This is a genomic window from Pontiella agarivorans, from assembly GCF_034531395.1.
Classification (GTDB): Bacteria; Verrucomicrobiota; Kiritimatiellia; order Kiritimatiellales; family Pontiellaceae; genus Pontiella; species Pontiella agarivorans.
Window position 1 is genome coordinate 878,698 of sequence record NZ_JARVCO010000010.1, and the last position, 23,962, is coordinate 902,659.

General features: G+C 53.2%; 14 protein-coding genes. 11 read left to right on the plus strand and 3 right to left on the minus strand.

The annotated features are described in order from the left end of the window. The first annotated feature begins 8 nt into the window (after positions 1 to 8). The 10 genes from P9H32_RS11065 (at position 9) to P9H32_RS11110 (ending at position 16,083) form a co-directional block, all read left to right on the plus strand. Positions 9 to 2,954 carry a hybrid sensor histidine kinase/response regulator transcription factor gene (locus P9H32_RS11065; RefSeq protein ID WP_322608956.1) on the plus strand — a complete coding sequence of 982 codons (2,946 nt, stop codon included), beginning with the start codon at positions 9 to 11 and terminating at the stop codon, positions 2,952 to 2,954. Between the two features lie 162 nt (positions 2,955 to 3,116). Continuing rightward, entirely contained in the window at positions 3,117 to 3,848 is a 732-nt protein-coding gene (locus P9H32_RS11070; protein WP_322608957.1) for a PEP-CTERM sorting domain-containing protein, read from the plus strand. Positions 3,849 to 3,945: 97 nt separating this feature from the next. After that, complete coding sequence (locus P9H32_RS11075) at positions 3,946 to 7,878, plus strand: polysaccharide lyase family 8 super-sandwich domain-containing protein (protein ID WP_322608958.1); 3,933 nt, start codon at positions 3,946 to 3,948, stop codon at positions 7,876 to 7,878. Between the two features lie 55 nt (positions 7,879 to 7,933). After that, the gene (locus tag P9H32_RS11080; RefSeq protein WP_322608959.1) at positions 7,934 to 9,082 is read left to right on the plus strand and encodes a glycoside hydrolase family 88/105 protein; all 1,149 of its coding nucleotides are present in this window, start codon (positions 7,934 to 7,936) and stop codon (positions 9,080 to 9,082) included. A gap of 89 nt (positions 9,083 to 9,171) precedes the next feature. After that, the gene (locus P9H32_RS11085) at positions 9,172 to 10,227 is read left to right on the plus strand and encodes a glycoside hydrolase family protein (RefSeq protein WP_322608960.1); all 1,056 of its coding nucleotides are present in this window, start codon (positions 9,172 to 9,174) and stop codon (positions 10,225 to 10,227) included. A gap of 18 nt (positions 10,228 to 10,245) precedes the next feature. After that, complete coding sequence (locus P9H32_RS11090; protein WP_322608961.1) at positions 10,246 to 10,638, plus strand: VOC family protein; 393 nt, start codon at positions 10,246 to 10,248, stop codon at positions 10,636 to 10,638. A gap of 19 nt (positions 10,639 to 10,657) precedes the next feature. Next, a complete protein-coding gene (locus P9H32_RS11095; RefSeq protein ID WP_322608962.1) occupies positions 10,658 to 12,016 on the plus strand; it encodes an AraC family transcriptional regulator in 1,359 nt (452 codons plus the stop codon). A 158-nt stretch (positions 12,017 to 12,174) separates the two neighbouring features. Continuing rightward, positions 12,175 to 13,302 (plus strand): glycoside hydrolase family 88/105 protein, encoded by a 1,128-nt coding sequence (locus P9H32_RS11100; RefSeq protein WP_322608963.1) that lies wholly within the window; start codon positions 12,175 to 12,177, stop codon positions 13,300 to 13,302. Positions 13,303 to 13,305: 3 nt separating this feature from the next. Further along, positions 13,306 to 14,670 (plus strand): BNR-4 repeat-containing protein, encoded by a 1,365-nt coding sequence (locus P9H32_RS11105; RefSeq protein ID WP_322608964.1) that lies wholly within the window; start codon positions 13,306 to 13,308, stop codon positions 14,668 to 14,670. 3 nt (positions 14,671 to 14,673) lie between these two features. Continuing rightward, the gene (locus tag P9H32_RS11110) at positions 14,674 to 16,083 is read left to right on the plus strand and encodes a sulfatase family protein (protein ID WP_322608965.1); all 1,410 of its coding nucleotides are present in this window, start codon (positions 14,674 to 14,676) and stop codon (positions 16,081 to 16,083) included. A gap of 25 nt (positions 16,084 to 16,108) precedes the next feature. On the opposite strand, the gene P9H32_RS11115 is transcribed toward P9H32_RS11110, so the two are convergent. Next, positions 16,109 to 19,384: a type I restriction endonuclease subunit R gene (locus tag P9H32_RS11115; RefSeq protein ID WP_322608966.1), complete on the minus strand. Its 3,276-nt coding sequence runs from the start codon at positions 19,382 to 19,384 to the stop codon at positions 16,109 to 16,111. A 90-nt stretch (positions 19,385 to 19,474) separates the two neighbouring features. On the opposite strand from P9H32_RS11115, the gene P9H32_RS11120 reads away from it, so the two are divergent. After that, positions 19,475 to 20,443 carry a transposase gene (locus P9H32_RS11120; RefSeq protein WP_322608967.1) on the plus strand — a complete coding sequence of 323 codons (969 nt, stop codon included), beginning with the start codon at positions 19,475 to 19,477 and terminating at the stop codon, positions 20,441 to 20,443. A gap of 118 nt (positions 20,444 to 20,561) precedes the next feature. Here P9H32_RS11120 and P9H32_RS11125 read toward each other — a convergent pair whose 3' ends face one another. Beyond that, positions 20,562 to 21,803, minus strand: a complete 1,242-nt coding sequence (locus tag P9H32_RS11125; RefSeq protein ID WP_322608968.1) for a restriction endonuclease subunit S — start codon at positions 21,801 to 21,803, stop codon at positions 20,562 to 20,564. Positions 21,804 to 21,829: 26 nt separating this feature from the next. Next, the gene (locus P9H32_RS11130) at positions 21,830 to 23,908 is read right to left on the minus strand and encodes a type I restriction-modification system subunit M (RefSeq protein WP_322608969.1); all 2,079 of its coding nucleotides are present in this window, start codon (positions 23,906 to 23,908) and stop codon (positions 21,830 to 21,832) included. Between the last annotated feature and the right edge of the window lie 54 nt (positions 23,909 to 23,962).

A 23,962-nucleotide genomic window follows, 5' to 3' on the forward strand; every position in this document is an offset into this window, starting at 1 on the left:
ACGTTCTGATGGCTGCCATGTGCTTTGCCGCTGCAGGGTGTGTCGGTGAGCCTGCGCAGGATGTTTCCGTTTTTCAGCTCCCTCGTGCCCGGGAAAAAATGCGGCAGGAGGCGGATCGGTTAAAAGAACAGCTGGCCGGGCTGCCGAAACTTCAGGAGCCGCTGCAGCTGGATGCGTATGGGTATCATGGCGGTTATCTGCCGGCACTGGACACGCTGCCTGACGAGCCGCGCTGGACGGTGGATCTGCAGTTTTCCACGTATGCTAAATTTGAACAGATCATTCTGGTTCCGGCCATTGACCGCAGTGCGTCTCCGCTGGGAAGTTATGGTTTTCCAAAACGGTTCCGGGTGCTGCAGGTTTTTCCTGACGGCAGAAGGACGTTGATTAAGGAATGGATGGCTGAGGATTGCCCAGATCCAGGGCGTGTACCTCTGATTCTGGAAGTGGAGGCTCCGGGAACATCCAGGCTGGTGCTGGAGGTTTACCGGGGCAGTCCCGAGGGGGAAAAAGAGCTTTTTGCACTCGATGAAATTTTTGGCATCGTTAAGAACTGGGCCTGGAGTGCACGCTCTGTTGAGGTCAGTTCAGAGCTGGGATCGCCGCCGTACTGGGGAAAAGAGTATCTGATTGATCGAAAGACCAGCCTGGGGCTGCCGGTCGGCCTTCCTGTCGAAGATTGTGCGGCAGGCGGCGGATTTTCTGTTGTTTTTGATGCGCAGCCCGAGGAACGCAGCACGATTGAAATCGATTTGGGTAAAAGCGTTTGGGTGGGGGACATCACTCTGTTTCCCGCGATTCCAGAAGAGGGGGTGCTGATTCCGGGCTTTGGCTTTCCCGGAAAAATTCAGGTCATCCGGCAGATCGCATCCCCTAGTGGGGAACGAAAGCGGCGTTATCCGGTTTCGGCAGGATGGGACGGCGGCAATCCGGGGAACAACATGATCCGCATACCCGTTAACAGCCATGGGCGCTGGTTTCGGTTGATGTTCAGTCAGCTGCCTGTGTATGACGGAAGACCGGTTTTGGCACTGGGCGAGATCCAGGTGCATCAATCGGACATTCACTATCCGGTTGAAGCCATACGACTGAACGAGTTTCCGGAAGGCAGTGAGCTGAAAACGCACCTGCTGACGGATGGAAAAGCGAACGGTCGGCCGGTGATGGGGATGCTTGAGTGGTTGATACAGATTGCCCGGCGCGATCAGCTGGCGAAGACCCTGAACGGGTTGGCCGGGTCAGAAGAGCTGCTGGCCGAACGCTGGCAAAACTTCTGGTGGTGGAGTGCGATTGCGGGTGGTTTTATATTGGTTGTGAGTGCGCTGTGGGTGGCTGTTGCCGCGTTGATCCAGCGTAAACGCAGTTTGATGGAGATGAACCGCAGGGCGGAAATCGAGCAGATGAAGATCCGCTTTTTTACCCATATCTCCCATGAACTGCGTACGCCTTTAACCGTCATTCTCGGGCCGTTGGAAAAAATGCGGGAAATGATTACGGAGCCGGCCATGAGCGAGTATGCCTCGCTGATGCACCGCAATGTGAAAAAGCTCCAGCAACTGGTCGATCAACTGCTTGATTTTCGCAAGCTGCAGGAGAAGCGGGACTCACTGGATTGGAAGGGTGTGGACCTAGCCCTGTTTGTGCATAACGTATTTGACTGCTACCGATCGCTAGCCCTCGATAAGAAGATTAGGTATCACCTGATTGGTGCCGAGCATCCGTTGAGCTTTGTCATAGATCCCGGGAAATTTCAGAAAATTTTAGACAACCTGATCTCCAACGCGCTGAAATATACCCCGGAAGGTGGTGACGTGACGGTGAAGCTTGCTGTTGAATTCGGAGCCGTTTCGACGATTCGTCTGGAGGTCGAGGATTCCGGTGTGGGTATCGCGGCAGAGGATTTTCCGCACGTGTTCGAGCAGTTTTATCGCGCCGAAGGTCTTCAGCCGATTCAGGCAGGCGGGTCGGGAATCGGGCTGGCGCTGGTTAAGGAACTGGTCGATTTCTGGGGCGGTGACATTTCGGTGGAGAGTCCCTTGGCCCATGGGCGCGGCACACGATTTAGCGTGGCGCTTCCGGCCCCGGACCCAGAGGCGTGGCGCGAGGAGGCTGAAGACGAAGTTGCTGAGCTTCAGCCGGTTGATCTGCCGGCCCCTTTGCCTGTGGCTCAAGCCGCCCGGCCACAATCGACAGAAACCGTGCTGATTGCGGATGATAACGAGGATGTCCGGTCGTTTGTGCGCATGGAGCTTGCGGATCATTACCAGGTGATTGAAGCCGGTGATGGCGAAGACGGTCTGCAAAAAGCGCGCGAAACGATTCCGGATCTGGTCATCAGCGATGTGATGATGCCTAAAATGAATGGGGTGGAGATGTGCCGCCGACTGAAGGGCGATGAGCTGACAAGTCATATACCGATTGTCATGCTGACGGCGCGGGGCTCGGAAGAGCATCAGCTCGAAGGGCTGGGAACCGGTGCGGATGATTATGTGACCAAACCGTTTTCGATGCCGCTGCTCAAGGCGCGCATTCAGAATCTGTTGGAATCGCGCCGGGTGATGCGGGAGCGTTTTGCTCGGGAGCTGACGGTTGAGCCGAGTGCGATTACGGTAACGTCTGTGGATGAGAAGCTGTTGCAGAGCGCGATCGGGGTCGTGGAAGAGCACATGGATGATGCGGGCTTCACGGTGGAGCGTTTTGCGGCAGAAATGCATATGGCCCGCAATACTCTGCTGTTAAAGCTTCGGGCGCTGGTGGACCAGTCCCCTCAGGAGTTTATCCGTACACTTCGGCTTAAACGTGCCCGCCAGCTGCTGGAACAGAATGCCGGAACCATTGCGGAAATCGCTTTTCAGGTCGGTTTCGAGGAGCCGACCCATTTCAGCCGTAGCTTTAAAAAACAGTTCGGACAGACCCCTTCCGGGTATCTGAAAAATCGTAAATTTTACGATTAGTTGATGTTGATATCTTTGTAACCCTCTTCTGTTCAGTAGGATGAGCGTGGTGGTCATTTCTTTGATCGCAGTGGTTATCTTCTTTTTACTCTTTCCGGTTATCTTTGTTTGGATCATAGGCGGAAGCCTTAGGGTCGAACGTAAAAGATAAGGAGTGTAAGGATGCAAATAAGAAATGTGAGTAAGGGTTCCTGGGTTGGCCTTGTTTTAGCCGCAGCGGTTAACGGGGTCTTGGGGGATGTTGTATTGCTGGGTGGTTTTGACGGTAATGAGTCAACGGTTAATTCATCAAGCGATACAGTTGATGCATCCTATTTTAAGCAGGATGCATCAGCGGCAGGGGTTGTCAGCATGACAGGAATTGCGAATACATCCAAGTATCTCACCGATTCAGGTACATCCAGTACAATGTGGGGTTTTTATTCGTTAGTGCCTGAGCCGGTATCTGAAAATCGTGTCGCAAATGACAAGGATGTCGGTGTTACTTTGACGATTTCTGTAGATGCAGCGTATAGCGGGGCCTCAGATGTAATGCTGAGTGATTTTGTAATGGCTTTGTATAAAGGGGCCGCGGGTTTAGCGACTCTGACATACACCGGGGGGGATTTGGTTGGTGTGACATCTGATACCGTCGTGGCAACGATTGATCTTTCAGGCCAGGGTTTAAACACGTGGCGTGATTACGATATTTCTCTTGCCGCTTTGACGGATGTTGGCCTGAGTTCCGGCCAAGCGGCTACATTTAAGCTGGCTACCTCTTCATTTGACGGAGGTGTTTATACGCGATTGGATAATGTCGGGATTGTTGGAACTGTTCCGGAGCCGGCGACACTCGGTCTGATTGTGATGTTTGGCGGAGGCATACTATTTGTCCGCCGCACATTTCTGATGTGACGATTTATACAAGTCAGTTTTCCGGGGCGTTTAAAGCCCCGTTATTTCATGTTCAGATGGTGGTTCTGTCTGGTTGAGGATCTTGAGGGGTATAGAGATGAACAAAATTTGGTTATGGTCTGGTTTTATCGCTGTATTGACGACCCTGGTACAGGGCGAAGTTGTTTATGTGGATTTCGGCCCCAGCGGGGATACGTATTCGGATGCCGCAGAAGCGTATAACAATTTCAGTTGGCCCGATTCTGACGGCTTGGTCAATATTTCGGGGGCGTCATCAGGAATAACACTGCATTATCAGAATTATGGAGGCAGTTACAGCTATGCTTCCGGGGGAGACCGCGATGCCGTTTCCGGGATCAGTACCAATGTAACCAAGGACCGAATGTATGCGGGTACAGGGAATTTCGTGAATGTCGGTGAATTCGGGTATACATTAACTTTTTCCGGGCTGGATCCTGCTGGTACATGCTATGTCGGTGTATTGCCCAGTCCAACAGGTATTTCCTCCACCTGGAAAGTTACGACAGGAACAGGGGACACTACGGAGTATATTCAGGATGACGTCACCAGAGACAATCTCTTTGAATGGGAACATATCACTCCGGATACCAATGGCACGATTGTTCTCACGGGACGGGCGGTATCCAATGCAAAATGGAAATCGGTCGGCTTGTCCGGAATCATTCTTGAAGTATTTCCTGCTCGGGTAACTGTTGGTTTCTCCATAGAGAACGGGACGAATGGAGTGGTGAATGCTTCCGGGCTGCAGCGTAGCTTCGCCTATACTTTGGAAAGCTGTACCAACCTCGCCGAAGGCAACTGGAGTGATTCCGGCCGCTGGGTCAGCTCGGTGGAGACGAACGCGTGGACGGTAGATCCGAACGATTCGGTGCAGTTTTTTCGTCTGTCTGAGCGCACGGAAGAAGAGGAGCGGGAGATTATCCGTTCACAGATCGTTGATTTTTTTACGGGAAGCATGTCGGAGCCGGATTCAGCGGTTCAGGGGCTGATTGATACGATGCAGGCGGATGCGACGTGGGCCGATATTGATTATGCGAGTACCCGCCGCGCCTCATGGCCTCCCGGCCGGCATCTGGACCGGCTGCTGGAAATGTCCGTTGCTTATGCCGATCCGAATTCCGTGTTTTATCAGGACGCGGACCTGTTAGCGAAAATTTTGGCGGGCCACCAGCATTGGCTGGATAATCTATACTACAGCCTCAACTGGTATAACAACCGTATCAGTGTGCCGCTGGCGATGCTTCGCAGTTTTATGATGCTGGGAGATGATTTGCCGGCTTCTATGTATTCCGAAGCGCGCTGGTCGGTGTTGAAAGATTCTGCGATGGACATGACCGGGACCAACCAGATGAATCTGGCGCGAAAAACCTTTCTCCGTTCCTTTCTGGATAATGATCCGGAAATGATGGCCACAGCGATTGAGGAGTTCTGGAACGTACTGGCCGTCACAACAGAAGAGGGTATACAGCCGGATGGGTCATACCATCAGCACGGTCCGCAGCAGCAGTTCGGAACCTATGGACTGATATTTTCCGGCGCGATGGTGGAGTGGAACGAAATGCTGCGAGGTACGTCCTATGTGGCGCCGGAGGGGAAGAATGAGATCTTACGAAACTTTTTGTTGAATGGAGAAGCCTGGATTGTCTGGAACGGAGTTATGGATATCAGTGCACTGGGTCGTGAGATCAAGTCGGGGTCCCAGGTGTACACGTGGTCGAAACTGTCTGATCAGCTGGAGCGCATGAAGGCGCTGGATCCAAATTATATCCGTGCGTATGAAACGGCCCTGATGCCGACCAACGGCATTGTGGGGCACTCGGTTTTCTGGCGTTCCGATTTTGCGGTGCATCGTCGTCCGGATTGGTATTCCTCCGTGAAAATGTGCTCAACGCGGGTGGTTGGCACCGAAACGGCTAACGATGAAAATGTCTCCGGGATCCATTTGCCGGACGGTGCGCTCTATGTCTATCAATCGGGTGAAGAATATCAGGATATAGGCGGATTGTGGGATTGGCGTCGCTTGCCCGGAACGACCTGCGATCAGGGAATGGATAATCTCGAACCGGTCGGATATGACAAAAATTATGGATCCACCGATTTTGTCGGCGGACTGACCGATGGCACGAACGGGGTTTCGGTGATGATCTATAAGCGAAGAGAGCTATCGGCCCGCAAGGCCTGGTTTTTTGGCGAGGATTCGGTGACCTGTCTGGGAAGCGGAATCGACGGGGCGACCGACGGTTCCGTTTTAACCTCGGTGCAGCAATCGAACCTGAACGGTCCTGTACGTTGCTCTTCAGGGAGCCTCGGAGCAGGAACAAACCTGTTGGCGGCCGGCGAGTGGGTGCATCATGACGGCATCGGCTATCATCTGCTGCAGCCTTTCACGGTGCATCACGGTGAGGTGATCGGTGACTGGAAGCAGGTGAACTCGACGTTTGATGTCGGGGCGGTGACGGGAGATGTATTCAGTGTCTGGATGAACCATGGCCGATCGCCGGTTAATGAGGAATATGCTTATACAATTTATCCTCGGGCAGTTGCCGAGGAGATGGATGATCGCATTGCGAACCATGGAACGGTTGTGCTGACCAACTCAACGGCGCTGCAGGCCATAGAAAGCGGTGCAGGCGTTTTTGCCGTATTTTATGAAGCAGGTCAGCTGACCACAGTGGACGGTTTCGTGATTGAGACAGATACTCCGTGTCTGGTGAACTGGAACGCCGGGGTTGTGAGGGTTGCGGAGCCGACTCAAACCCACTCTGCCCTGACGCTGACCGTGAAGGGTCGGCCGTATGACCTCATCCTGCCGGACGGGGGCTTGGCCGGAAGTCCGATTGAATTTGAACAGGTGTCCACTCCCTATATTCGCACGGGGAGTGTTTCCGGCATAGATATGGATCGGGCCACGTTGCAGGCCGATTTGGCATTTTCCGGAGATGGGGACTGTTCGGCCCGTATCTATTGGGGGACCGTGGATGGCGGCACTGGAGCATGGGAATATGCCGCCGAGCTGGGTTCGGTTTCGACAGGACTACTGTCCTCGGTAATTACCGGTTTGGAGCCGGGGACGGAATATTGGTTCCGGGCCTGGGCCTCGAATGAAAGCGGCGACTCCTGGGCGAATAGTTCCTCTTCATTTATTACACCGGATCAGCCGGAACTTGCCTCGGTCGGAGTCACGAATGTCTATGCCGGCTCAGCTGTTTTAAGTGGATCGCTGTCTGGGGGAGTCGCGGACATCACGCTGGTTTGGGACACGGTGGATCAGGGGTCGACTCTGTCCGCATGGGGAGCCCGTGCGGTGCTTTCGGATCAGCCGATCGGTGAATTCAGCGGATTGGCTGGCGGGTTGGTCCGGGGGAATACCTATTTTGCCCGTTGTTTTGCGTCCAACACGGCGGGGCAGGTATGGAGCGATGTCATTTCTTTTGAGGTGGCCGCGGATGCTCCCTCGCAGGTATATGTCGATTTTGGTTCCGCCGGGGACACGTATTCCGATGTCTCAGAACAGTATAATAACGTCAGTGGTTCGGGATCTCTGGCCGTCGTGGATACGGTTGGCAATGATGCCGGAATTACACTGCAGTATGCGCTTTACGGGGGCACCTATAACTATGCCTCCGGAGGGGATCGCGCCGCGGTCGAGGGGATCAGTTCCGATGTGACGACCGATCGTCTCTATGCCGGAACCGGGAACTTTGAAAACGTAGGCGATTTCGGGTGTACCCTGACGATTTCGGGACTCAACCCGGCCAACGTCTGCAGCCTCACTGTGCTGCCGAGTCCCACCGGGGTGAGTTCCACCTGGACCCTTGCGACCGGAACCGGTGCGCCCGATGAATATATCCAGGACTCGTCAACGAGTACCAACGTATTTGAATGGGTGGATATCCTTCCCGACAGCAGTGGAAAAGTTGTGATTACCGGGCGGGCCTTCAGTAACAGTAAGTGGAAGTCAGTCGGGATCTCCGGCCTGATTATTCAGGCGGTTCCTGCTTCAGAATGACCTTTAGCAACTCCCCGGAACACACAGAAAAATGATAAAAATAAGAATAGGAACGATGAAGTTAAAACAATCCATAACTCCGATTGTTGTGTTGGGTTTCGTGCTGAATGCAACTGCGGCCGGAGCCTCCTCTACGCGCGCATCCGTCGAAATAAAAGCCCTTACACAGCGGGTGGCCGACTGGCAGCTTTCAACCTATGCCGATATGGGGAAATACCGGGCGCTGCCATCAGGCAAACGTTATCGCTGGCATAATCGCGAACCGCATGATGATAACGACTGGACCTGTGCCGCATTGCATATGGGGCTGTTCCATTTCGGAGAAACCGTCGGCGCCCCGAAATACCAGGACTGGCTGAAGGCGCTTTGTGCAAAGAATGAGTGGAAACTACGGGTGCATCCCAAAGGCATTGAACATGCGGACGATCATGCTATGGGGCAGGTTTATCTCGACTTTTACAGGCAGTCACATGACCCGGTTATGATTGCGGACCTGCAGTCCAGGTTCGATGCCATCCTGCAGGGCCCGAACCGCTCTAAAAAGGCGTGGTATTGGTGCGATGCTCTCTTTATGGGGCCGGCAACGTGGGCGCGTCTGGCGAAGCTGACGGGCAACACGGCTTATCTCGACTATATGGATCAGCAGTATCACCTGAGTTATGACATGTTGTGGAACCAACAGGACCAGCTGTTTTATCGGGACAATAAACGTAAGGCAAACCGGGAAGCGAACGGCGCGAATGAATATTGGTCGCGCGGCAACGGTTGGGTGTTCGGTGGGTTGGCCTATATGATTCCCGACCTCCCCGAAACCTGGGACGGCCGAGCGTTTTACATCGACCTGTTCAAACAGATGGCCGCGGCGCTGAAACGTACGCAGCGCACGGACGGCACGTGGTCGATGAGTATGATGGCCGATGAGTCCGCATTCCCCGTGAAGGAGATCAGCGGGACGTCATTTTTTGTATTCGGTCTCGCCTGGGGCGTAAACGAAGGGATTCTGGATCGCACAGTGTATGAACCGGTGATCCTGAAGGGGTGGAATGCCATGGCCGGATGCGTGAATGAGGACGGCATGCCGGGTTATGTTCAGGGAATCGGTGCGGCTCCCGGCGACAGCTATCCCGATTATACCGAGGTGTATGGTGTCGGCGGTTTCCTGGCTGCCGGGGCAGAAGTCTACCGCATGGCCGGCGGAGAATAATACGGTACTTTCAGTCAGGGCGACTTCCGGGAATTAAAAGCTTTTATTAAGCGATTGTTGTATGTGTTCAAATCGTTATGGTTGCGACCATGAAACATGTATTCCTGATTATATTCATATCGGTTCTCAGTAAGGTATCAGTAGCAGAATATAACGATAAATACGTCGTCGGTTGCAAGCTGCCGGCCGATGCGGTGATTACCTGTCCGGATTCCAATCCGCTGCGTGATGCATTGCTTCCGGTTCCGGAAACGGCTGTTTTTGAAATGGAGGGTTGGGCGTTGTGGGATCCCTCGCTGATTAAGGTCGGCGATACCTATCATCTGTTCTGTTCCCGCTGGTCCAAAGAGGAGGATCATAAGGCGCCACGCGATGCGTGGAAGAAAAGCCATATCATTCGGGCGACGTCGAAGAATTTGTTTGGGCCCTATGAATTTCAGGAAGTGGTTGCTGAGGCGAAGGACCATCCCTGGGCAAAGCAGGGATTGCATAACCCGAAAATTACGAAAGTCGGAGACCGTTTTTTGCTGTATCATCTGGGTATTCCCCGGTGGCAGACTGGATTCATGTTTTCTGATTCGGTGGAGGGTCCCTGGACGCCGGTTTCGCAACCGATCGTGAATGCAAATAATCCGGCGCTCCTGATTCGTGACGACGGCAGTGCTTATATGCTTTCGAAGTTTAAGAGGGTGAATAAGAAGACCGGACAACGTCAGAATTTCATGCGCGCACACGAGGCGGCGGATGTTAATGGGCCATACACGACGCTGGGTGATGGCGGTAACCGCCTGCCGTATGATCTTGAACTGGAAGATCCTACCATCTGGTGGGCGAATGATCAGTACAATGTGATTTGTACGGACTGGATGGGTAAGGTGACGGGTATTCAGAAATCGGTGGTCTATTATACCTCGAAGGACGGCATTCACTATGAACTTTATTCAACCCTTCCGGTCTGGTCTCAGAATGATCCGATTCCCATGGAAGGTGGCGATTCACGCACGGTTTATAAAGTGGAGCGCCCGCAGGTCTATGTGAATGACAACGGGGAACTTGAGGCCTTGCTGGTTTCTGTGGCAAAGGAGCCGGGAAAACATGATTATATTGTGATCCGTCCGGTGGATCATTTTGTGCCAGCCAATTAAACTCAAAAGGAACGTCGAATGAAAATTGAGCATTTTGCTTATCAGGTTAAAGATGCGGCGGCGGTATCGGATTGGTACTGCGAGCATTTGGGGTTTCAGGTAAAACGCGGGGCGGAAAAACCGTTCCCGGTGTATTTCCTGGCCGATTCCGCCGGCGATGTGATGATTGAAATCTACAGCAATCCGTCGGTCCGGACTCCGGATTATGCCTCAATGGATCCGTTGATTCTGCATCTGGCCTTTGTCTGTGATGAAATCCCCGAAACCATCCAACGACTGGAAGCCGCCGGAGCAACACGGATTTCGGGTCCCGATCAAACTCCGTCGGGAGACGTACTGGCCATGCTGCGCGATCCCTGGGGGCTGGCGATTCAGTTGTGCCATCGGGCTGCGTCCATGATTCAGGTATAGAGCGAATCAAAAAATAGCGATGTTTGAAACTCTGCAGGCGTTACTGGAGAATCTGCTGGCCCCCATGGTGTCGGTACAGATTTTTTCGGCTATACTGATTTATTTCACGATTGTCCGGAAACGTATTGCGGCGGATTACAAATTGTATGTCTGTTTTTTACTGACCTTTATCTTTTTTCTGATCGGCCGGATTCTTCAGGGGGTTTTCGGGTATTCTTCGTTTTATCTCATTCTGTTTGTCCGGATGGGCCTGTTGTTCGGGGTCGGAATTCCTTCGCTGCTGGTTGCTGCGGCGGTTCAGTCGGGGATAAATCGGTCGAAGGCGTTATATGTCTGGCCTTATACTGTCGGCATCGTAATTTCTCTGGCTTATATCGTTTTTGCCGATGCGGGGATGCAGGGGATGCTGGTTTCAAAAGAAACGCTGACGTGGCTTCCGTTTCCGGTAACGGTTCGCGTGGCGCATAAAATCCAAATAGCCGGTGCGGTGATTATGCTGGTGCTTCCATGTGGCGGTTTGATGATCAGAGAGCTGAAAGAGCGTCGGAACCGGAATCTGTTGGCTTTTTTGGTCGGCGCATTTTTGTTCGGGGTCTTTTTTGTGGTGGGGACGGTGCTTCCGAAAAGTTACTGGATTTATTATGTCGGTTCGATTTTCAGCGGGCTGTGTTGGGGCTGGGCCGTTTTTCAGGATATTCGCGATATGAAGGGCCGAATGACGCTTCTGAAGGAAGAGCTGCAGTTTCAGATTCAGTCCGGGCGGGGAGAGCGGAATTCGGAAATCGAGCGTCTGCTGGATGATCTTGAACAATATTCGCGAGGGAATCTGGGGGTCTATAAAATGCGCATTCGCGAAATCCTCAGTATGCTGATCGACACCACAATTGAAGCAGGCGGGGATACCGAGATTTTGCTTCAGCGGAATACCGAGCGCAACAGCGCCATCGAAACGAGTATGGATCCGGATGTCATCCGTGAAATGGCCCGCGCAGAGGCGGTAGAGCTTTCGAAAATGATTGCAGAGATTCCTGAACAAAAAAGCAATAAGCTCATTGAGCAGGCTGTCGCCTATCTGGAAACGCACTTCCGTGAAGATCTGAGTGTGGATGAACTGGCCGAGTCGCTGGGCATCAGCCGTTCGCATCTGATGCGTGAGTTTAAAAAGGGCACCGGAAAAACGGTAAATCAGTATATGACTGCATTACGGATTGAGCAGGCCAAAAAAGTGCTGGAAACCACTTCAGTAACCGATACCGCTTTTGAAGTAGGCTACAATAATTCCAACTATTTCAGCACCGTTTTCAAGAAGCAGACCGGGCTCAGTCCGCTTGAATTCCAGAAAACGCTCAAAAAAAGATCTGCCGGATCTGAGCTTTAAAAGCCGAAAACATTGAGTTTTTTGAGCAGAGCACTTTTTTAGAGGTCCGTTCGGCACAAAATTGAAGGCGTAAAATCGGTACTCGGGTTATTCCTTCTGCTTTCCGCCCGCAATCTGGTTGCGGGGAATCGTGAACGGGGTAGAAAAGGAATGGATCGATGCAGAAAAGTGCATGTTTAATGGCGGGCCTGTTGGTCACAGGCCATGCTGTTTTCGCAGAGGTGAAAGAGGCCGACTCTTTCAGAAAACCGGTCATTAAAACCTGTATGGAAAAGGTGGCTGACTGGCAATACACCCATGAATTTGACGGAAGAAATCTGGCGAAAAAAGGCGATCAGCGTTTCCTCTATTGGATTTATGGGCCGTATGTGAATGGTCTGGTGGCGGCGGGGCAGGTGACGGGCGATGAAGCGTTCACGCAGCGCGCTGAAACGATGGGGGAACGCGCCCGTTGGGGAGCCCTTCAAGGGGGCTGGGTGGCCAATCATCATGCCACGCTTCAGTCCTGGATTGAGCTCTATGAACAGGATCCGGACCCGGTGAAAATTGCCGAAACGGTGAAGTCGCTGGACTTTTATATCGAAAAAAATGCCGGTGCAGACGACGACATGCGGTTCATCAAAAAGAATGGATATAAATGGTCGTGGTGTGATGCGCTTTATATGTCGCCGCCGGCTTTTGCGCGGTTGGCGAAGGTGACCGGTGACGAAAAATATCTTGAATTTCTGCACCAATGGTGGTGGACCGCATCGGACTTTTATTTCAGCCCGGAGCATCAGCTCTATTTCCGCGACCAGACCTTTTTCACCAAAAAAGCACCAAACGGACAACCGGTATTCTGGTGCCGCGGCAATGGCTGGGTGGTCGGCGGACTCGTCCGCGTTCTCCAGTATCTGGAACCGAACGATCCCATGCGGCCGAAGTATGAAGCGCAGCTGAAGGCCATGCTGGGTACGTTGAAAGAAATCCAGTGCAACGACGGTTTGTGGCACGGAAGTTTACTGGATCCGATGTCGCCGGATCAGCCTGATACCAGCGGCAGCGGTTTTATTCTGTATGGCTTTGCCTATGCGGTGAATGAAGGGTTGATTTCAAAGGCCGAGTATATGCCAGTGATTGAAAAAGCCTGGCCGGCACTGTTTTCTCACGTCAGTCCGGAAGGTGAATTTCTCGGGGTTCAGCCGGTGGGGGACAGCCCGAGAGGTTTTGATCCCGACTATTCAATTCCGTATGGCACCGGCGCATTCCTGCTGGCAGCCAGTGAAGTGTATAAAATGGAGCGATAAACCATGAAACAAACCCAAACGATATGCTGTTTCCTGATGATGACTGCATTGGCTGTAACCAGTGCTCAGGCAAAAAAAAAGGCGGATCCTGTTGCAGAGTATGACCGTACAGCAGACCGGCATGGCTTTACCGTTTTCTTGGAAAACGGAGGATGGTGCTGGTTTCAGGATCCGCGTGCTGTTTTACAGGGCGATTATCTGGTGATCGGCGGGGTGTCGGGGAACGGTTCCGGTGCGGCTTTAATCGGATCGTACGATCTCAAACAGAACAAACCGCTGGGCCGGTTTGTTGCTAAAAATCAGTTCAATCGCGATGATCATAATGCGCCGGCGTTTTATGCCCGCCCGGACGGATCATTGCTGGCGGTGTATGCCCGGCATGGTTGGGAAAAGTTTCATTATTTCCGGATTTCAACATCGCCCGATTTCACGCAGTGGGGGCCGGAGCAACGGATTCAGCATGCAGCTTTCCTGACGGATAAAAAAGATAAAGTTACCTACATGAACCTTTACAATATGAGTGCCGAAGGGAAGCTGTATAACTTTTACCGGGGGGTGCAGTACAATCCGACCTTCTGCACTTCAACTGATCAGGGCCGGACCTGGGGTGAAGATACGCACTTTATTCAGAGCGAAGTTCAGGGGCGTAACCGTCCGTATGCCCGCTATGCCGGCAACGGAAAGGATACGATATACGTCAGTTTTACCGATGGGCATCCCCACGTTTTCGGAAACAATCTTTATTATGCCGAATTTCGTGGCGGGTCATTTTATCGCGCAGATGGCACGTTGATTAAATCATTGAAAACCGCCGGCCCGTTACGTCCGAGTGAGGCTGAGCTGATTTATCACGGGAGTAATGTGAAGGTTCATCAGTCTACGAATGCGGCCTGGACCAGTTCGATGGTTTTCGATGAAAAAGGTTATCCGCATATCGGATATACGGTGCATCTTTCGGCAAGGGATCTGCGTTATCGGATTGCTTCGTGGGACGGCATAAAATGGCATGACCGCGAAGTGGCCTTTGGCGGGAAATGTCTCTACAGGAGCCAGACCAGCTATACCGGGTTGATTACACTCGATCCGAAAGATACTTCGTATGTAGTGATCTCAACCGATGTGGATCCGAACAACGGAATGGATAACGGCGGTAAGCACGAGATTTATCGTGCCCGGGTGGGACAGGCGGATAACACGCAATCCATCCGATGGGAACCGGTCACGGAAAATTCACCGGTCCGGAATATCCGTCCGGTTATTCTGAACGACGGAATCCGTCGGGTGGTGCTGTGGAACCGGGGCGACTATCAGAGCTATACCGACTATGACCTCGATACGGTTGGGTATGAAGAAGTGATAGGAGAATGACTCATGAAGCATTGTATACTGGTTGCCGCAGTCGCGTTATCCGGCATTGTTTCCGCCGCGAAACCGCCAAATGTAGTCGTTATATTAACCGATGATCAGGGCTGGGCGGATATCGGATACAACAACCCTGAACATGTCTATACCCCGAATCTGGATCGACTGGCCGAAACCGGTGCGCGATTTGAAAATCATTATGTCATGCCGCAGTGCACGCCGACGCGCGTGGCCTGTTTTACCGGACGCTATCCGGGGCGGTTCGGTCGCGCGCCGCTGAAAGCGACGAACGATCAGTGTTTCCCGGTCGGGACACCCACGCTGGCTACGATGATGAAGTCAGCCGGGTATAAAACCTATTTGATGGGAAAGTGGCATATGGGTGCAAAACCGGGCGATGGTCCGAATCAGCACGGATTTGACTACAGCTATGGTTCCATTCCCGGCGCAATCGGAATGTATGATCACCACTATCGAAAAGGAGCGTTTTATCAAGCATGGCATCGGAACGAAACCTTCATTGAAGGGGCTGAAAACGGAACGCATGCCACCGATCTGATTGCCGCCGATGCGGTTCGCATTATCCATCAGAAGCATGAACAGCCTTTTTTCATGATGCTCACCTTCCACGCGCCGCACACCCCATTGGATGAACGCGGGCCGTTTGTGGATCGTCCGACGCAGCTCGATCCGGAGAATCCAAAGCGATGGCTTAATGAAGATGAAATTAAATGGTTCAATGATCCGGCCGGAAAAATTCAATCGGAACCCGATCCGGAAAAACGATTGCTGCTGGCGGCGGTTTATCATGTGGATGATGCCATCGGCCGGGTGGTGAATGCGCTTAATGAAAGCGGTCTGCGCGAAAACACGCTGATTCTGTTCTCGTCCGACAACGGGCCGCAGGGCAGTTGGGGCGGCCATGCGTATCCGGATGATCTGAAGCTGACCCGTTATAATCAGCCGGTTCCGATGCGCGGGAAAAAATGCGATGTCTACGAAGGCGGTATTCATGTGCCGGGGCTGGCCAACTGGCCGGGAAAAATCAAGGCGAAGACCGTGGTTGATCAGGTGCACATCATTGACTGGTTTCCAACCCTTGGAAAAGTGGTCGGAGCTGATGTTCCGCGGAATCTGGACGGTACAGACCTTTCATCGATTTGGTTCGGCAACGGTTCGCTGGAGAAACGGGAGCTGTACTGGATCTGGAATCCGGCTACCAATAAATGGGCGTTGCGTTATGGGGATTTTAAAATCGTACGCTACAGTAAAGAGGAGCCGACACAGCCAACGGATTGGCAGTTGTTTAATCTGAAGAACGACCCGAAGGAAAAGACCGATATTGCCGCGTCATATCCCGAAGTCGTAGAGCGGCTGCACGGATTGTTTTTGAAGCAACGGGCAAAAGATATCAAATAAAGAGAAGGTACTGCCGCTGGTTTAATCAGGCCGCCCAGCGTTTTCCGTGGGCGGCGAAGTCGACGACGAGTTCGTAGATTTTGTCGCAGCGTTCTTTGAAATCGCGGCGGTCGTAGCTCTCCGGCAAATTTTCGTCGAGTACGGTTTCAATGGCTTCCTTGACGCGCCGCTGGGTCTGGCCGTCTTTCCACCAATCCTGCACCAGCACTTTCGGGTGGGCCTGCAGCAGGCGGATGATCAGGCGTTTGGCTGCAAGCTTCACCTCCTGCTCCTCGGCCTGGGTCAGTTTTTCTTTTCTTAATAGATCGTAGAGTTCCAGCTCGTCTTCGCTCAGTCCTTCGCGGATATAGCGCTCATCCTCCTCCTTCAGGCTTTCGGAAAATTTCATCAGCTCCTCGAAATAGTTTTCCGTGGAGCTGCCTCCCGCATTGTAGCGGTCGATAATCTCCTGAAGCTTCTGTACAAACTCGGTACGGGTCTGATTCTGTTCCATCATTTTCCGGAGCTTGTCTTCGATGAAGGCCTTTACTTCCGCGATTTCAATATTCTTATATTCCGCCTCTTTGAACTCCTCGCGCAGCTTTTCAAAATTGATGCTGCTCAGATCGAGCGCCTTGCCTTTCCGGACAATCTGATAGTGCGCCTGATGCTCCTTTGCGGAAAATTTTTCGGCATCATCCACCACCAGACTTTCATCCAGCAGCTCGCCGACCTTCCGGATCACTTCATCAATGTTCGCTTCGTCGAGGTGCGAATCCACCACGCCGCGCAGATACTGCGCAATGCCGATGAGCGGATCCAGGTTACGGTTGAATACCTCCGGCTTGCAGGCCTCGTAAAGAGAAGAGAGCGTGTTTTCGTAGACGTTGAATGTTTTCCGGTGGTCATCGTTGCCCAGCAGGATGTCGGCATACTGCTCGAACAAGGCAATATTTTTAAAGGTATCGCCGCTCTCCAGTACCGCCCGCAGATGAACGCCCTTTTCGGAGCACCACGTCTCGGTTTCCTGAACGGCTTCATCGAGCAACCGGAACAGCTCCTTCTTTTCCCGTACGGGCGGCTTCGTGTCGGCTTCGCCCTCCGCATAATCCTTCAGCGCCTTTTTCATGTTGCGGAACACGTTGTAGTAATCGACCAGTTCGCCGTTGTTCTTTTCAATCAGCTCGCCGTTGTGTCCCCGGATGCGGTATGCCGCAACGCGGTTGGCGCGGGCGATCGTCTGCATCAGCGTATGGTCTTTCATCGGTTTGTCGAGATAGAGCGTTGATACCGTCGGTGCGTCAAATCCGGTCAGCCACATACTGCAGACAAAGACCAGCTGCAGCGGGTGCTCCGGATCCTTGAAATTGAATTCAATGTCATGTCCATTGGCATCCAGCTGTTCCAGCCGCCTGATGTGCGGCGCAAGATCGAGACCGGCCTTTTCGAACTTTTCCTTGTCGGCCGAAGGATCGCTGATGACCACCGCCATCTCCACCTGTTTCATAAACGCGACAATCTTTTTGAACCGCGCCTTTTCAATATCGTTGTGCGTGGTTTGGATCAGGCCGCGCAGGCGTTTGATTTCTTCTTTCCAGTGGTGCTGCACCTTGTTGTACATTTTTACGGCGGTAAACTTATCCACCGTCACCACCATGCCCTTGCCCAGATAGCCGCGCCGCGGGAAGTGGTAGACGATATCCTTCGCAATCGTGTCGAGCCGGTCGTCGCGCACAATCACCTGCATTTCCTGGGCAAATCGTTTTTCGAGCTTTTCCTGCTGGGCTTCATCGAGGTTTTCATCTTCGAGCAGTTCATAAAATTCCTCGCTCAAATCCTCATTCCGGATCAGCATTTCCGGCACGCGCTTTTCGTAAAAGAGCGGAACCGTTGCGCCGTCATCCGCCGCCTGCTGGAAGTTGTATTCCGAAACATAGTCGCCGAACCACGCATTCGTTTTGCGCTGCCGACCCAGCAGCGGCGTACCCGTGAAGGCGATAAAATGCGCGCCCTTCAGCCCCGCGCGCATATTTTCCGCCAGGCTCCTGTATTGTGTGCGGTGCGCCTCGTCCACCATCACGACCACTTCGCGCTGTTCCTTGTCGGGATCGAACAGCGGAGGATATTTCTTCCCTTTGTCATAGCGGAACTTCTGGATCAGCGTGAAAACCACCTTTTTATTCTGGCCGAGAAACTTCCGCATCTCCACCGCGTTCGACGGCTGTGCCGCATCATTTTCCGCCACCGTGCCCGTATGCAGGAAATTGCGGTAAATCTGCCCGTCCAGATCCGTGCGGTCGGTTACCACCACAAAGCTGAAATTACCCGTCACTTTGCGGAAAATCTTGCGCACGTAGAAAATCATCGAAAAGCTTTTGCCCGATCCCTGCGTATGCCAGAACACACCCAGTTTGCCCTCCAGCTCGTCCCGGTTCAGGAAACGTCCAAACGCCTGGTTCACGCCGATAAACTGATGGTTCTGTGCAATGATCTTCGTCTCGCCCTTGTGGAACAGAATAAAGTTTTCCACATAGTCCAGCAAATGGGCAGGGGCGCACAGCCCCGCCGCCGCACGTTCAATGCTCGTGCCTTTCTCGCGGATCGTTGCGCGGTCGACCGCTTCCTTTTCATCCGCCACCCGCAGCCAGCTGAAAAAATGCTCCCAGCCCGCCGTAAAACTGCCCACCTTCGTTTCAACCGCGTTGGAAAGCAGGCAAAACGCATTGCAGTGGAACAGCTGCGGAATATCGTGTTTATAGTTCTTCAGATTGTCGTCGAATGCCGAGCGCAGTTTGATGTTGGAATTCTTCAACTCAATAAACACCAGCGGCAGACCGTTCACATACAGGATCACATCCGGACGGCGATACGCCGCATACGGTGCCTGCACCGTCGTTTTGATCCAGAGCTGGGAAACCGCCAGATAATGGTTTTTCGCTGGATCATCAAAATCAATCAGCCGAACCCGTTCATGCTGCTTCACGCCATCGGCATCGTCGAATTCCACCGCAACGCCGTCACGGATCAGGCCGTCCAATTCGCGGTTGGCCGCGATCGGACTCATCGCGGCGCGCCGATCCATGATTTTCGGGATAACCTGTGTTTCGATGACCTCCGCCGGAATAGCCGGATTCAGGGCAATGCACGCTTCGCGCAGGCGGTCGGCCAGCACCACATCGCGTTTATCCGTGCGCCCCGAATCATCCTTTAAATCGTCAGGCGAGGCGGTGAAACAATTCAGGGTATCAAAGCCATGCACATGCTGCAGACGCTGCAGCAGCGCCTGCTCGATCTCGTCTTCGCTAATGATATTAGGTGGCATGTTGAAATCCATTAAACAGGAAAGGGCCGGGCGGCGCAAAAAGAAATTCCAACCCTTGGAAAGGCATCTTTTTCATGCTACCCCTTTTTTATGAAAAAGGGCGCATACGATTCGGAAAAGCATCACAGAAGATCGATTCGGCTGAAGGGGCATAATTATGCGGGCGGCGGCCTTTATTTCATCACGATCTGTGCGCATCGGGAGGCCATCGCGGCCATGCAGGGCAAACCCTTTATGCACATGAAAGGGCTCATTGAGGAGCGCATGGCCATTACCGCCGAGAAAAATCCGCAGATGCAATGGGGTGAATGGGTGATTATGCCCGATCATTTTCATGCGCTCATTCGCATCCGCAAAGGGGGCTCCCTCGATTTGGGGAATATCATTGGCGGCTTCAAGGCCGCCGTTTCCCGGGAATGGCGCAGGGGCAAGGCAGGCCTTGAGGGCAAGGCAGGCCTTGAGGGCAAGGCAGGCCTTAGGGGCAAGGCAGGCCTTGCCCGTACGGGCGGGATCTATCCCGCCCCCAATTCCGCCCTTTCCCGAAAAATGCGCATCTGGCACCGCAATTATTATGAAATGATTGTGCGCTCGGAAAAGGCGGAGGCGAAAATTGCGGAATATATCCGGATGAATCCCTGGCGCTGCGTGCAGGATTTCGGCAATGGCCTGCGGGGCATGGGCAACCCGGTGCTGTGGAATGCCGAGAAGCTCGGCGTGCTTTGCAGCCGCAATGCGCCGCGGCCGGATCGCATTCCGAAGGCGGCGGCCTATTTCAGCGGCTTCCATTCGCCGATGGAAAAGGAAATCCTTGAAAAGCTGCTGGAGCACAAGCACCCGATCATCTGGTGTCCGGCGTGGGGGTTGGGGAGCAGGCTCGGTGCGCCCCTGCTGGAAGCCCTGGAAGAAAATCGGATGCTGATTCTGGAAATGCGCGATACGGCGGGCAATCTGGCCGCGGCGGAAGCACGCAACCGCTTTGTGCTGAAACATGCGGACCAGCGCTGGATTCCGCATGTGACACCCGGCGGGATGCTGGATCGGCTGTTGCACGAAGGGTAGGGCGCTCTCGCCGAGAACGCCGCACGGGTGTTGGAGCTTTGCGGCGGGCGGACGGGTGAACCACTTCGTTATTTCCTTCGGAAATTATCTGCGCTGCGCTTCGGCGAGCCGTCCCTACCTATTCCATGCCCGGCGGGAAGGCGATTTCCAGCTCCTCCACCGACAGCGCCCCCGAAATCAATCGAGGTAATAATGCGTTCTTTGTGCGCGTGAGGGTGGCGTTTTGAAGCAGAAGATTTTCAATTTCATCAAAAATCGGCATCGAGAGCTTTTTGAATTGATGAATGATATCCTGGGGTGGCGTGAGGATTTCGATGCGCTTGAATGTACCTTTGCTGATTTCCGGGAAGGTGGCACCACCGCAAAGGGAAATAAAATAATCCCGGCTTTGCTTGAGCCAGAAAAACAAATAGGGCAATGGATATTGTTCATTTGGAATGCAGGTGATGAAACCTTGGTTTGTGCAGGCTTCTGTTCTGTTGATTCCCAATTCCCCAATCGTTGCCCTGCTGGTCATCATGATGGAATTTGCGGGGAATATTTTGGCTGAAGAATTTCCTAGGCCTTCTTCATTGGGCTTGTCTTTTGATTCGGAAAGAAAGATGCCGCTTGAGCCTGTGATGTCGGATGGAGTGTACCAATTGATTTTTCCATCCTTCCAATAAGCATCTTTATTTTTGGAGGGTGTTCCGCCACCCAGAAACTTGAAGGCTTTTTCAATTTTCACCAGCTCCCACTCCTGAGGGATGCCTTTTTTGAAGGGGGTGGTTTGGTGGTTGGGGAAGCGGAAGCGGACAAACCATTCGCGGTAGAGCTCTTCCGCCATCTTTTCCAACAACCCAATCCGCCGACGATTATTCTCTATCAATTCGTCATACGCCGAGAGGATCGCTGCGATTTTTTTCTGATTGGGTAAGGGAGGGAACGGAATGATGAGCTTCTCTGCATCGGGAACGCGAACGTGTTCAACGGTTGATCCAGAGCCCAAAGTTTTGAGCTGAGCCTGCAAAGTTGGGCCTTGGAGAGTGTAGTAAAGGAAATGCTGGTCCAGGATGCTTGGATCAGCTCGATAAAGCATTGTTCTTTGCCCAAGGAAAACTCTTTCGCTTGTCCGAATGAGACCCACGTCTCCAAGTGGAGCTTCTCTTGTCAGAACAATGTCTTTTTTTTGCGGTGTTAACCTACGGTTCCATTTGATGAATGTGGCCTCATTAACACAACGCGCATCATCTAAATTGATTCGTCCATTTTTTACATTGGTTGTGCGAATCATTTTGTATGGAGTTTCAAAATCTACAACGGGCGCAGTTTTATTGATGCAGTCAACAATGTGCGTGCACACCTTGTTTGCTTCTTTCAATTTCCAAGTTCGAGGGAATTGGCTCATCAGGAACCTACGATGCTTTCTATGTTCTTGTTGATGATGGTAGTCAGTTTGACGGATTCAGAATTCAGCGCCGAAAGCTCTTCATTCATTTCCAACAACTCCGCGATAAACTCTTCTTCGGTTTTGCCGTCTTCTTCGATGACGACGCCGACATAGCGGCCGGGGTTGAGGGAATAGTCCTGCTCGGCGACTTCTTCGGGCGTGGCGAGTTTGCAGAGGCCGGTGACGTCTTCGTATTCCGCCTTGGGAAAGCGTTCCTGCAGCCAGTGGATGTGTTTGAAGAAGAGCTCGGCGTTCTTCACTTCGGTATGCAGGGCTTCAAGGGCTTCTTTGAGTTTCTTCAGCGCCCTGTCCGGGCGCTTTCGTTGGGGTGGCATGGATGCCATCCCTACGGCGCGGACGGTTTGGTCGAGCTGTTTGAGCCCGGCGTGGAGCGATTCAAAGAAGGGGTCGAAGGCTTTTCGCAGTTTGTGCTGGGCGGTGTTGATGGCGTCGGCGTTTTTCTTTGCGCGGAATTTTCCTTTGGTTTCGGCGGCATAGTCCGCGTGTTGTTTTTGCAGTTGGCCGAGTGCCTTCCACTGCTTTACCAGCTCGCCGACAGCGCGTTTTCCGGGGTCGTCGTCGAGCACATCAAGGAGCTGTTCGGCAATGGGTTTGACCTGCTTTTCGTTTTCGGCGAGGGCTTCCAATCCCTGGACAAAATAGCGGTCGATCTGGCGGACAAAGGCGCGGCGGTTGCCGCGGTGCAGTTTGGAGATGAGCGCAATGTTCTGCACCTGTTCGGCGGAAAATTCGCGGTGGGCGCGGTCGATGGGCGTGAAAATGTTGCGCGCGTCGATGAACAGGATGTTGTCGTCGGTTTTGCCTTTGTCGAAAAACCAGAGCGTCGCCGGAAGGGTGACGGTGTAGAACATATTGGAGGGCAGGGTGAGCATGCCGTAAATCAGGTTGTTTTCAATCAGCGTGCGGCGAATGTCGGCCTCGGAGTGGCGGGCGTCGGAGGCGGAGTTGGCCATGACGAGCGCGGCGCGGCCGTTTTCTTTGAGCGAGGTGGCAAAGAGATTGATCCAGAGATAGTTGGCGTTGGGTACGGTTTCCTTGCCCTGTTCGCTCTTTTTGGCTTTGGTCTTTTTGCGCGGAATGCCGTAGGTGTTGAAACGCGGATCGTTTTCGACGGTGGCGATCGGCACGTCGTCGACGTTGAAGGGCGGGTTGGCCATCACAAAATCAAATTCGCCGAAGCCATTATATGGATCTTCGGAATAGGAGTTGGCCTGCCGCACTTCGCCGCGCAATCCGTTCACCGCCAGGTTCATTTTGGCGAGTTTGACGGTGTCGAGCGTTTTTTCCTGGCCGTAGACCGAGATGGAGTCGCCGTCGTCGGTTTCGCCGAGGGCGGCGAGTTCCCTGCGGTGGTCGTCGATAAAGTGCTGCGACTGGACAAACATGCCGCCGGATCCGCAGGCGGGATCGTAGACCTTGCCTTTGTAGGGCTCGATCATTTCCACCATCAGCCGCACGACGGAGGTGGGGGTGAAGAATTCGCCGCCGCCCTGGCCTTCCGCCAGCGCAAAGTTGCTGAGGAAATATTCATAGATTTTGCCGAGCATATCGCCGGAGGCATCGCGCGGAATGTTGGAAAAGGTTTTCAGCAGCCGGGCGGGCAGGGTTTGGTCGGTGCGGGTGAGCGGGATGTATTCATCTTTCGGCAGCACACCGTCGAGCTCGGGTTTGTATTTTTCGATGTCGAGCATGGCCTCTTTGATGCGTTTGGCGGTGTCTTCGGACTCGGGCAGGTTGAGTAGATAGTCGTAGCGCGCGTGGTCGGGCAGGTAGAAGCCGCATTGGGCCAGGGCGATTTCCGAAACGGGCTTTTCGCGCCGCGTGCCTTTGAGTCTGGCATATTCCTCGTGGATTGCCTTTTCGGCCAGCGCATATTTGTTGTCGGCAAATTTGAGGAAGATCAGCCCGAGCACGGGCGTGGCATATTCGGAGGATTTCAGGTCGGAGTTGGCGCGCAGATTGTCGGCCGCCGCCCAGAGGTCGTTTTCAAGTTGTTTCAGTTGTTCCGAGGTCATGGGTCATCCTGAGTGTGTTGAATTGCATTAAAGCCGGGCATGGTAGGAGGGAGA